Source organism: Vagococcus sp. CY53-2, from assembly GCF_022604695.1.
GTDB lineage: Bacteria > Bacillota > Bacilli > Lactobacillales > Vagococcaceae > Vagococcus.
In genome coordinates this window covers 88,371-100,712 of the sequence record NZ_JALAHP010000004.1, presented here as the reverse complement: position 1 = coordinate 100,712, position 12,342 = coordinate 88,371, and the positions used below count along the sequence as shown (strand labels likewise).

8 protein-coding genes and 1 pseudogene are annotated in these 12,342 nt (G+C 35.4%); 1 reads left to right on the top strand and 8 read right to left on the bottom strand.

Features of this window, described 5'->3' with window-relative positions:
- The 5 genes and pseudogenes from MN581_RS07755 to MN581_RS07735 all read right to left on the bottom strand — a co-directional run.
- Nucleotides 1–398: pseudogene (locus tag MN581_RS07755) on the bottom strand (myo-inosose-2 dehydratase); the annotation flags it as partial.
- Nucleotides 399–489: 91 nt separating this feature from the next.
- Entirely contained in the window at nucleotides 490–2,403 is a 1,914-nt protein-coding gene (iolD, locus tag MN581_RS07750; RefSeq protein WP_241699557.1) for a 3D-(3,5/4)-trihydroxycyclohexane-1,2-dione acylhydrolase (decyclizing), read from the bottom strand.
- A 14-nt stretch (nucleotides 2,404–2,417) separates the two neighbouring features.
- Nucleotides 2,418–3,380, bottom strand: a complete 963-nt coding sequence (gene iolC / locus MN581_RS07745; protein ID WP_199500926.1) for a 5-dehydro-2-deoxygluconokinase — start codon at nucleotides 3,378–3,380, stop codon at nucleotides 2,418–2,420.
- 14 nt (nucleotides 3,381–3,394) lie between these two features.
- Nucleotides 3,395–4,213 (bottom strand): 5-deoxy-glucuronate isomerase, encoded by an 819-nt coding sequence (iolB, locus tag MN581_RS07740; protein ID WP_117973539.1) that lies wholly within the window; start codon nucleotides 4,211–4,213, stop codon nucleotides 3,395–3,397.
- Between the two features lie 14 nt (nucleotides 4,214–4,227).
- A complete protein-coding gene (locus MN581_RS07735; RefSeq protein ID WP_241699556.1) occupies nucleotides 4,228–5,685 on the bottom strand; it encodes a CoA-acylating methylmalonate-semialdehyde dehydrogenase in 1,458 nt (485 codons plus the stop codon).
- A gap of 223 nt (nucleotides 5,686–5,908) precedes the next feature.
- Here MN581_RS07735 and MN581_RS07730 point away from each other — a divergent pair, with 223 nt between their 5' ends.
- Nucleotides 5,909–6,667, top strand: a complete 759-nt coding sequence (locus MN581_RS07730; protein ID WP_241699555.1) for a DeoR/GlpR family DNA-binding transcription regulator — start codon at nucleotides 5,909–5,911, stop codon at nucleotides 6,665–6,667.
- A 41-nt stretch (nucleotides 6,668–6,708) separates the two neighbouring features.
- Here MN581_RS07730 and ftsY read toward each other — a convergent pair whose 3' ends face one another.
- Genes ftsY through smc form a run of 3 tightly spaced genes read right to left on the bottom strand, consistent with a single transcriptional unit; the run spans nucleotide 6,709 to nucleotide 12,325 of the window.
- A complete protein-coding gene (gene ftsY, locus MN581_RS07725; RefSeq protein WP_117973545.1) occupies nucleotides 6,709–7,908 on the bottom strand; it encodes a signal recognition particle-docking protein FtsY in 1,200 nt (399 codons plus the stop codon).
- Nucleotides 7,909–7,919: 11 nt separating this feature from the next.
- Nucleotides 7,920–8,738, bottom strand: coding sequence for a Cof-type HAD-IIB family hydrolase (locus MN581_RS07720; RefSeq protein ID WP_241699554.1), 819 nt, complete (start codon nucleotides 8,736–8,738; stop codon nucleotides 7,920–7,922).
- 14 nt (nucleotides 8,739–8,752) lie between these two features.
- Nucleotides 8,753–12,325 (bottom strand): chromosome segregation protein SMC, encoded by a 3,573-nt coding sequence (gene smc / locus MN581_RS07715; protein WP_241699553.1) that lies wholly within the window; start codon nucleotides 12,323–12,325, stop codon nucleotides 8,753–8,755.
- Nucleotides 12,326–12,342 lie beyond the last annotated feature (17 nt).

Here is a 12,342-nt window from a genome sequence, read left to right as displayed (position 1 = left end):
TTTTGCCATTCTTCTTCACTGAATTCAGGTTTTTTATCAAAAACAGGTGTCTCCATTTGACCTTGTACACTATGTCCTTGTTCTGACACAACGATGACTTTTGCTCCCATTGCATGCAAAAAGTCACGATGTAACATAAAAGCCTCTTCTGTTTCTTCAAATGGTTTGGTTGTTAAAAAAGCACTAAACCAGGCACTAGCTACTGATAATCCACGTGGTTCTAAGTAACTTTTTAATTCTTCTGGATTTTTCGGATATTTGTTTCCAATTTCTGTTCCTGTGTACCCTGCTAATGCCATTTCACTGATACATTGTTCAAACGTATTTTCCTTACCTAATTCCGGCATATCATCATTTGTCCAAGCGATTGGTGCAATCCCTAACTTAATAATTGTCATAGTATCCTCCTAGCTCAAAAAAAGAGCGCTTTCTTTGTTTTTAAAAGAAATATAGCTAACACCTTTATTTAGCTAGCTATATTCCCAAACCTTAATACTTCCACGCTTTTTCTAACTTTTGTTCTCGTTGTTTCCATGCTTGTGTCACATTAGGATTATCTGATACTTCTGATACTCCAACATTCCACCAACCACCATATCCATCAGTCATGGTTTTTGGTAATACTTTAATGTCAATCAATGTTGACACTGTTTGTTTTTTTGCATCTTCTAATGCGGCAACAAGTTCCTCTCGTGTGTTAACACGATACACTTTTGCTCCATATCCTTTTGCAACCATCGCATAATCAATTGCCATAATTTGATTATCAGCATCGCGTAATTCACAGTTGAAACTTCCACCACCATTAGACATTTGTAAATTATTAATACAACCATATCCAGCGTTATCAAACAAACAAATATTAATTTTTTGTTTGTACTGTAGGGCTGTTACTAACTCTGTATGTAACATCAAGAAACTACCATCGCCTAATACAGCATAGACTTCTTGATCTGGGTTAGCTAATTTTGCTCCTAAAGCGCCTGCCACTTCATACCCCATACATGAGTAACCATACTCTAAATGATATGTATTGACTGTATCTGTTTCCCATAATCGTTGCACATCTCCTGGTAAAGAACCCGCTGAAGCAACGACAACACTGTCATCTGCTACTGTATCATTTAGTGTGATTAACGCATTGGTTTGGGTAAATTCTGTTCGCAACACATCGGCATAATCATTCATGATTTCTTGTGAAAAATGATCCGCAATTTCTGCTTTAAATGTTTCTCTATTAAAGACAATATTATGTAAACGTTGGCGTTCTTCTTGCCATTCTTTGTGCCATTCTTCTAACTCATAACCATAACTGGCTTTATAATCATCCAAATGTTGACTAAACCATTCTAAACTAGCTTTTGCGTCACCTACTACTTGTAGTGCATCAAATTTATAGGCTTGTACTCGACTCACATTGATATTAATAAAACGTGTTTTATCATAATTAAATGCTGTCTTTGATGACGTGGTAAAATCGGTATAACGAGTTCCAATACCAATAACTAAATCAGCTGAGTCAATTGCTTTATTGGCTGCTGATGTGCCTAAGATACCTGTTCCTCCTAGGTTATAAGTAAAACTATTTGGAACAGTTGATTTTCCAGCATGCGTTTCAACTAATGGGATATTATGTTGCGTTGCAATCTGTTGGATTACCTCACCAGCACCAGAATATCTCGCACCGCCACCCACAATCATCACTGGACGTTTGCTTTCTTTGATTCTATCTAGTGCATCATTCAAGGCTCTTTCAACAGGACTTGTACGATCTAAATAGTGAACACGTTTTTTAAAAAATGACGCATCGAAATCAAATGCTTCCCCTTCAGTATCTTGCGGTAAACAAATTGTGGCTGGCCCTGCCGTTGCAGGATTCGTCATCACTTCAAATGCTCGAATTAACGCAGACATCAACTGCTCAGGACGTGTTACACGGTCCCAATATCGTGATACTGCTTTGAACGCATCATTTGTTGTTAGTGAAATACTAGATTCATGCTCTAGTTGTTGCAACACTGGATCTGGTTGACGTGTCGCAAAAGTATCTGCTGGTAAAAATAAAACAGGAATATTATTTGCATGCGCTGTTGCGGCTGCTGTAATCATGTTTGCTGAACCAGGTCCAGCTGAAGCTGTCACAGCATAAATTTTTTGTCGTTTCATTTGTTTGGCATAAGCAATCGCAGCATGCGCCATCCCTTGTTCGTTTTTACCTTGCATTATCTTTAAATGCCCTGGATTTTCTTCTAGAGCATGACCTAGGCCTAAGACATTACCATGTCCAAAAATATTAAATACTCCCTCAACAAAAGGTGTTTCTACACCATCAACATAGATATATTGTTGATTTAAAAACTTAACTAATGCTTGTGCTGTTGTTAATCGAATTGTTTCTCTCATTAGCTTACTTCCTTTTAGTTTGATTGTTCTTCCATTAACGCTTCAATTTGTTCTACTGTTGGCATGGCTTCAGATGAGCTATGTTTACTTACCACGATGGCTGCTGAGGCACTACCATATTGCAATGCTTCTTGAATTGTTTTCCCTTTAGTTAAGGCATATAAAAAGGCTGCAGCGTAAGAGTCTCCTGCTCCAAATGTTTTTAATACATTTGATTTATACGCTTTACCACGGAATGTTTCGCCCTCTTTTGTATAAGCATATGACCCTTCAACACCATGTTTAATCACGATTAATTCAGGCTCATGTTGGAATAAATACGCGACTGTTTTATCGTTATTTCCTTCTACTACATTCTCCAACATATTAAATTCATCACGTGTTCCAATCACGACATCTGATTGTTCAGCTACGATTGAGTAGTAAACAGATACTTCTTCAGCATTTTTCCATGTATAAGGACGATAGTCTAATTCAAACACCACTTTGACATTATTTTTTCGTGCTAATGCAACTGACTTTAATACGGCTTCACGGCTAGGACTTTGTGCTAAACCTGTTCCTGATACAACTAACATTTTCGCTTGTTTGATGTAGTCTTCACTGACTTCATTTGGCTCTAAATATAAATCAGCCACATCATCACGGTACATTAAAATACTACATTCTGACGGACTAAGAATTTCAGTAAAAGCCAACCCTGCTTTATGTCCATCTTTATCTATTGCCATTTGGCTTGTATCAATTCCAACTTCTGACATGTAATTTGAGATAAATCTTCCGTGTTGATCATCAGGAATTTTCCCAATAAATCCACAAGATAATCCTAATTTTGATGCACCAATTGCAATATTGGCTGGAGATCCTCCAACGTATTTACTAAATGTTTCTGTTTCTTCCATTGGACGATTGTACTCCACTGCATTTAAATCAATACACGCTCGGCCAACAGCAATTAAATCATAAGTTGTCATAATTAAACTCCTTTTTATTAGTCTCTATTTAAAATCCATTCGTGATCTTTGTCATTATGAAACTGCCATTTTTTGATTGGCCCTGCCATAATATTTAAATAATAACCATCGTATCCATCAGGGACTGATACTGGATGATAACCTTTTGGTACTAACACCACATTTTCATGTTCTACAGTCATGGTTTCATCTAATGAACGATCATCTGTGTATACACGTTGGAATACAAAGCCTTTTTTAGGGTTCATTTCATGATAATAAGTTTCTTCCAAGAAGGATTCATGTGGTAAATTATTTTGATCGTGTTTATGAGGGGGATAGCTAGACCAGTTACCACTATCTGTATACACTTCAACCACAATTAATTTATCTGAAATGGGACTTTGATCATCCATAATATTGTGAACAGTACGTTTGTTTTGATATTTTCCACGATGTTCTACTGAATTATCAGATGCTTTAATTAAAGTCGTTGGTAATATTTTATTACTTGGAGCATAGGCAATTAATACTCTAGCATCCTCATTGGTCGTAATATCGAACGTTTTACCACTTGAAACATAAACACTATCCGTTGGAACTCTATCAAAGACATCTTGACGATTCCCAATTTGTTTAAATGAGTCTTCCCCAACTATTACATCAATTTTCCCTGCCATCACGACAATGCACGCTTCTAAATTCGTTAATTCTTCTGTGTAAATACCACCTTTAGATAGGTTTAACACGCGCATTTCAATATAGCGTAATCCGTCCGCCTCACGCGTCACGTGATGGCATTCCACCACGTGTTCAGAAAGTTCTTTTTTATATGGACGTCGTTTTAGCTCAACCATTTTGTTTCCTCCCTTTACACATCACTACGTGCGTAACGTGCTGTTACGACTTTATTACGTGTATAGAAATCTACTCCAGCTTTCCCATTTGCTGGTAATGTCCCGTAGAATGATGATTTCCATCCTGAGAACGGGAACATTGCCATTGGAGCAGGAACGCCTAAGTTAATACCTAACATTCCAGCATCAATGTTTTCTCTAAAGAAGCGAATAGCCGAAGCATTATTCGTAAAGAGGCAAGCACCGTTAGCAAACTCTGATGCATTTGCAATAGAAATCCCTTCTTGTAAATCCTTAATTTTCATAATAGATAACACTGGAGCAAATAATTCATCTTTCCAAATAGTCATGTCTGTTGTCACACCTTCAAAAATAGTTGGTCCAACAAAGAATCCCGCCTCATCTAGTTGCTCACGACCGTCACAGATTAAATTAGCACCTGCTTCAACGCCTTGCTCGATATAGTTTAGTGTACGATCTAAGTTTTCTTGACGAATAACTGGGCCCAAGAACACGCCATCATCTAATCCATTGCCCATCTTGATATCTTTTGTGGCTTTTATTAATTCAGCCATGAATTCATCATAGATACCTTCTTCTACTGTTACCACTGCAGCTGCCATACAACGCTCACCAGCTGAACCAAACGCGGCACTTACAATAGCAGGAATACTGTCTTTAAGATTGGCATCATTTAAAACAATCGTGTGGTTTTTAGCTCCTGTTAGTGATTGAACACGTTTTAAGTTTTTAGAACCTTCTGTATAAACATATTGTCCAACTGGTTGTGACCCAACAAATGAAATCGCTTTGATATCTGGGTGTTGTAATAAACCGTTTACAACATCATGTGCTCCAAAAACTACATTAAATACTCCTTTAGGTAAACCAGCTTCTTCTAATAAGCTCACCACTTTTTCCATTAACATTGGCGCTTTTTCAGATGGCTTCAATACTACTGTGTTTCCTGTAGCAATGGCCATGGGGAACATCCAAAATGGTACCATCATCGGAAAGTTGAATGGCGTTATTCCACCAACTACTCCGATTGGGTATTTATAAACACTTGCTTCAACATCTGTTGCGATAGAAGATAAATTATCCCCCATCATTAAAGTTGGTGCTCCAGCAGCAAATTCTACATTTTCAATACCACGTTGAACTTCACCATATGATTCAGATAAAGCCTTTCCATTTTCTAACGTAACTAATTTTGCTAACTCATCTTTGTTTTCAATTAATAATTGATGAAACTTATATAAAATTCGTGCACGTCTTGGTACAGCAACTTCTTTCCATGTTTGAAATGCTTCTTGTGCGACAGAGGCTGCATGGTCTAAATCCTCACGGGTTGATAACGGAACCTCACACATTACTTCTTTTGTTGCAGGATTCACTACTGTTTCGTATGTGGTTGTTTGGCTTTCTACCCACTCACCATTTATATAATTTTTTAATTTTCTAATTGACATTCATACCCCTCCATAGATTTACTTAAAACATACCATTTAAATTGTTACATCTTGGTTGTTTTGGTTAACTTTGATTTAATATTACCTTTAATTTAATCAACAGTCAATATTTTTTGTTAATTTTATAATAATAACTGGTAATTAAAACATAATTTGATTAACTATTGATAAACTTATGTATAGGTGATATGATAAAAAAAATGACAGAAAGTGGAGAATACTTATGAAAGAGAAACGATTTGAATTAATGAAACAATATATTTTAGATCACAGCCATGTGAGCTTAAAAGAATTGGAAGAGGGATTCAACGTATCCATGAATACTATTAGACGAGATGTCAATAAGATACTCAAAGACTCACGTTTTGAAAAAGTTTACGGCGGTGTTAGTGTAAAAGAGGGGACTCTTGTTGATTTTGAGTATCGAAACGTTGAAAATAAGGAAGATAAAAAAGCCATCGCACAAAAAGCGGCTTCTTTTATTGAGTCAGATGACTTAATCTATATTGATTCTGGTACTACAACGAAATATATCCTAGATTATGTAGATGAAAACATTCCTCTTACGATTATTACCAATAGTTTAGATGTTGTATTAAAAGCTGAAAAATTAAGAAAAGCAAATATTTTTCTGATTGGTCATATTTTTAAGAAGCCTACCCGTTCATTTGTTGGAGTAGAAAATGACGAATTATCTGTTAAATACAATATTACAAAAGCATTTATGGCAGCAACAGCTGTTTCTATCAATAGTGGCTTAATGAATTCTGACATTATGGAATACGAGATCAAGCGACAAGTCATTGATAAAGCGGATAAAATCTTTTTACTAGCTGATGAAACAAAATTTGATCATTCGACTTTATTAACTTATGCAGATTTGAGTGCTGTCGATCTATTAATTACAAATAAGAAATTTACTGATCCATACTCTTCTTATTTTGTTGAGCATAATATTGACGTTTTACATTCATATAAATAATAAAAAACGATAAAACCTATCAAGGCTTTATCGTTTTTTATTTACCCATCATAATCTTCCATTAAATCTTTAAACAATCCGTAAACAAATTGATTTGGATTAAAGGCTTCTAAATCAGTGATTTTCTCTCCTAATCCAACTAATTTTACTGGTAAATGTAATTCATTTCTAATAGCTAAGACAATCCCACCTTTAGCTGTTCCATCTAGCTTAGTTAAAACTATCCCTGTCACATCTGTGGTATTTTTAAATTCTTTTGCTTGAATCAGTGCATTTTGCCCAGTTGTTGCATCTACTACTAATAACACTTCATGAGGAGCTGAAGGGTATTCACGCTCAATGATACGCTTCATTTTTTCTAATTCTTTCATTAAATTGACTTTATTTTGTAAACGCCCTGCCGTATCCACTAACAAAATATCATAATGCTCATTTTTCATTTTTTCTACTGCATCATACACAACAGCAGCTGGATCACTACCTGCATTATGCCGAACCACATCAACACCAGCACGTTCTCCCCAGACAACTAATTGATCAATGGCTCCAGCTCTAAAGGTATCAGCTGCTGCTAACAACACTTTTTTTCCTTCGTCTTTGTATCGTTTAGCCAGTTTTCCAATACTTGTGGTTTTACCCACGCCATTTACACCAACAAATAACATAATGGTTGGACTATCTTTTTGAATATTTAAATCATTGTTTTCTTCAACGCCCTCAGCTTCATAAATCTCAACTAATTTTTCGATAATTGTCGCTTGAACATCTTTTTTCTTTTTAACATTTTTTAATTTCACTTCTTCTTGCAACTCATCAGAAATACGCATTGCCGTTTCAAACCCGACATCAGCAGAAATCAATGCTTCTTCTAAATCTTCAAAAAATTCATCATCAACCATTCTAAAGTTAGCAAATAATTCATTCATGTATTGACCAAAAGATCGTCTTGATTTTTCTAATCCTTTGTCATATTTTTGAACGGTATCTTGTGGTTTTTCTTCAATCACCACTTCTTTGACTACTTCTTTTTTTGGTTCTTCTTGTTTTGAATAAATGATCTCTTCAACCGTTACATCTTCCTTTGGTTCTTCTACAACCACAGTTTCTTTGGCATCAAGACTATCTTCTTTATCTATTTTTTCAATGCTTTGTTCTAATTCCTCGACGATCTCTTTTTTTGGTGTTTCTTCAACTTTTTTCTCACCAAGAACTGCCTTTTTAATCTTATCAAAAAATCCCATGTCACTGCCTCCTACTCATTAATTAACACAAATTTTTCAACGGCATGCGCCACGCCATCTTCTTGGTTACTTTTCGTAACAAATTTAGCAATGTCTTTCACACCTTGACTGCCGTTTTCCATCACAACACCTAACCCAGCATACTCAATCATTGAAAAATCATTTTCTTCATCACCAATTGCCATCACTTCTGATTGTTTAATCCCTAAATAATTTGCCAATTCATCAATGCCAGCAGCTTTACTCGCTTCTTTATGGATAATTTCTAATAAATTGTCACGTGATTTCATGATATTAAACTCTTCTAATAACTCTTTTGGTAATTGGGCTAATTTTTCATCCAAATAACTTGTTTCAACGGCTACAACCATTTTGTTAAACAAACGATTTTTATCCAATGTATCAAGTGTCGCATGCTCCACCTTAAGTAGTGGATTCATACTTTCATAAATAGAAGTGTAAGGTTCTTTAGCAGTTTCTAAATGAATAACCGTATCCACTGAAATAATATCTAACGGTAAATTTAATGACATCATCACGTTAGCCACTCGACTCACTTCGTCAAAAGATAAAGAATGAGCTAATAGCGTCTCGCCAGTATCATTTTTTTGCACAGAACTACCATTAAAGGTGATACTATAGTCCCCTTCATCTCTTAACTCAAGCCTATCCAAGTAAGGCTCAATTGCAAATAATGGGCGTCCCGTACAAATGACAACCTTTACTCCTTGTTCTTTCGCTTGAGTTAACACTGTTTTATTTTTATCAGAGATTTTTTTATCATCAGTTAATAATGTGCCATCTAAATCAATCGCAATCAACTTAATCATGTTATGTCTCCTATCTATTTTAATGTGGTTTCTAATTTTTCCATCTCTTCTAAGTGTACGGAAACAATCTTCGATACACCAGATTCTTGCATTGTGACCCCATATAATACTTTAGCAGATTCCATCGTTCCCTTACGATGAGTAATCACAATAAATTGTGTCGCATCACCAAAATGACGTAAATAATTACCAAAACGTGTCACGTTTGCTTCATCTAATGCTGCCTCTACCTCGTCTAAAATGCAAAATGGGATAGGTCTTGCTTGAATGATAGAAAATAGCAGAGCAATAGCTGTTAAGGCTCTTTCTCCTCCTGAAAGTAAACTCAATTGCTGTAATTTTTTACCTGGTGGTTGAGCCACAATGTCTATCCCTGTATGCAGTAAATCTGTTTCATCACTCAAAATTAAATCAGCATGTCCTCCACCAAACATCTTAGGAAATACTTGACGGAATTCTTCACGAATGTCACAAAATACTTCATGAAATTGCTTCATGACTAACATATCCATCTCATCCATTGTTTCTTTCAATTCATCTTTCGCTAAATTCAAATCATCACGTTGGCTCGTTAAAAAGTCATAACGCTCCAATATATCATCATGTTGAGCAATAGCCGAAATATTAACAGGTCCTAAGTCAGCTACTTTTCTTTTTAACTCTCTAATGTTTTGACTCACGCTTGCTACGTTTTCAATGATGAAAGAACGCTCTTTTGCTGCCTCAAACGTTAAACTATATTCTTCTTGTAAGTAAGTTAATAAACTATCTAACTGATTATCACATGTTCCTTGAATAATGTCTAATTCTGTTCGTTGACTAATCAAGACTTGAATATCTTGTCGGTTTTTCTCAACAATTTTTTCTTGTTCTTTGATACTGGTTGTATAGTGTTCTCGCTGTGTTTTGGCTTCCGTAATTTGAGTTAAAATCTCCTCGCGCTTATTAGAAACACTACCCATCTCTTTTATAATTCTGGCTTCTTCTTCATGAAAATGACTGCTATCTTGCTCATTAGACTGCGTTTCTTGTAGCATGTCACTCATTTTCTTATCCGCAACATCTAAGCGTTCTATACGCTCTTTTTGTTTTTCGTTCAACTGACTGAGTTTTTCTTTCACCACTGCTAACTCAGCTTCTTTTTTAGCAAGTGATTGCGTCAACTCTTCTTTTTTCTCTAAATTAGTAGCCTCTAATTGATCCACATCAGCCATTTTTTTATCAAGCTCGGCTATTTTTTTTTCTAACTCTTTTTGTTCAAGCTCGTAATTTTCTTTATCTTGTTGATATAACGTTAGAAATTGGTTCAATTCACTTTGCTCATACTCTATCACTTTTTTCTCTTTTTCTAATTGACTCACATCTTGTGTTAAAAGAGACACTTGAGTGCTTAACTGTTGCTCTGTTAATCTTGCTTCTTCGCCTAATTGACGCAACTGTTCAAGAGACTCATCTACTACAACTAGTTCCTCTTTTATATGAGACACTTCTGCTTCTTTTTGCTGATACAAAGTCGTCATTTGAGACAATTGTTTCTCTATTTCCTGTAATTCTTTTGATTGTGAAAACCAGTGCATCGACTGACCATTTTTACTCATCCCACCAGTCATCGAGCCACCAGGATTCATCACATCACCATCTAACGATACCACACGATATTGAAACTTAATTTGTTTCGCAATGTGTGTCGCAGAATCCAATGAATCAGCCACAATCGTTAATCCAAGTAAGTTTTTCATAATCGCTGCAACTGTCTCATCATAAGATACCAACTCACTTGCTACACCAATAAATCCAGACATATGAGACACTTTATCTAATACATCTTGACGAATAAAACGAGCTTTGACGGTTGTTAATGGTAAAAATGTCGCACGTCCCAATCGTTGTTTTTTTAGATAAGAAATGGCCTCTCTAGCACTTTGGTCATCAGTTGTTACAATATGCTGAACACTTGTCCCAAGTGCTGTTTCCAATGCTAATTGGTATGCTTCTGGAATCTCAATTAATTCAGCAACAGCACCCACTACTCCAGGAAATTGCTGTTTATCTTTTAGTACTGCTCTAACACCTTGATAAAATCCAGCATAGTTATCTTGTAGCTCTTTCAAGCTTTTTTGTTTTGCTTGAGCTTGCTGTAAAATACGTAACGCATCCATTAATTGTGTATTTAATTTTTGAAGTTGCGTATTTAACTGTTCTTTGACTTGTCTTTTTTGCTGATAATCTTCCAAGTAAGTCACGACATTCGCTTTTTTTATGTCATACTCTTTCTCTAAATTTTCTAGGGTTTCTTGTTTTTCTTTAATCAATGAGATAAGCTGTTCATAATGATTGATTTCACGCGAATTTTTATTGGTTTCTTGACTATACTGTTTTTCTAAATGTTTTAACTCATTATTCACATGACTTTGTTGTTGCATATATTCTAAATAATCGCTACGCATATCATCTAATTGTTCTTTTGCTGATTTGCTATATTGAACCAGTTCTTCTCTCATACGATAAGTATCTTTTTGTATCGCTTGCTTTTCTTGTATTAATTCTTGTTCATCTTGCTTTAATGTATCAATCTCACGTCGTAATAATTCTTTTTGTGTATCTAAATCTCTCAATGTTTTTTGCTGTGATTCTTTCGTTTGGACAGAAAATTTTTGCTTTTCCTCCAACACTCTTTTTTGTGTTTCTAACTGTTCATATTGCGTACTGTAATCAAGTAGTCTCTGTTGATGATTGTCTAACATTTGTTCTAGTGTTTCTTGTTCTAATTTTAGTTGTTCTAATGTTTCTTCCAATGTGATTTTTTCTAATTCTCTAGCCTCTAGAGCTTGTTTTTTTTGACGTAATTGTTCTTTATTTTTTTCCCATTTTTCTTTCGTTTCTTCAATAAGATGGGTTGTCATACTGATATCTTGCTCAGATAAAGTCTCCTTTAAAGCCAGATATTGTGTCGCATTATCACTTTGTTTCTTTAATGGAGCTAATTGTATCTCTAGCTCATAAATAATATCTTGTACTCGACTTAAATTATCATCTGTTTCACCAAGATGTTTTTCAGCTTGTTTTTTTCGGTTTTTATATTTTAATACCCCTGCTGCTTCTTCAAATATAGCTCGACGTTCTTCCGGCTTACTATTAAATATTTCTTCTACTTTCCCTTGAGAAATAATCGAAAAAGAATCTCTACCTAGACCTGAATCCATAAACAAACTAATCACATCTTTTAATCTACAACGTTGCTTATTAATAAAGAAATCACTCTCACCATCTCGTGTTAACCTTCTTGTGACACTCACTTCAGAGTATTCAATGGGTAAGAAATGGTCTTCATTATCTAACACAAGCGTTACCTCTGCAATATTTAATGGGGAACGTGAAGAAGAGCCAGCAAAAATAACGTCCGGCATTTTCCCCCCACGTAAATTTTTTGCTGACTGCTCCCCTAAAACCCATCGAACGGCTTCTGTGATATTACTTTTTCCACTTCCATTAGGACCAACTACGGCCGTCAAGCCTTCATTAAATTCTATTATCGTTCGTTCTGCAAAGGATTTAAATCCCGCAATTTCTATTCGTTTCAAATACACAAAAAATAAGTCCCCTT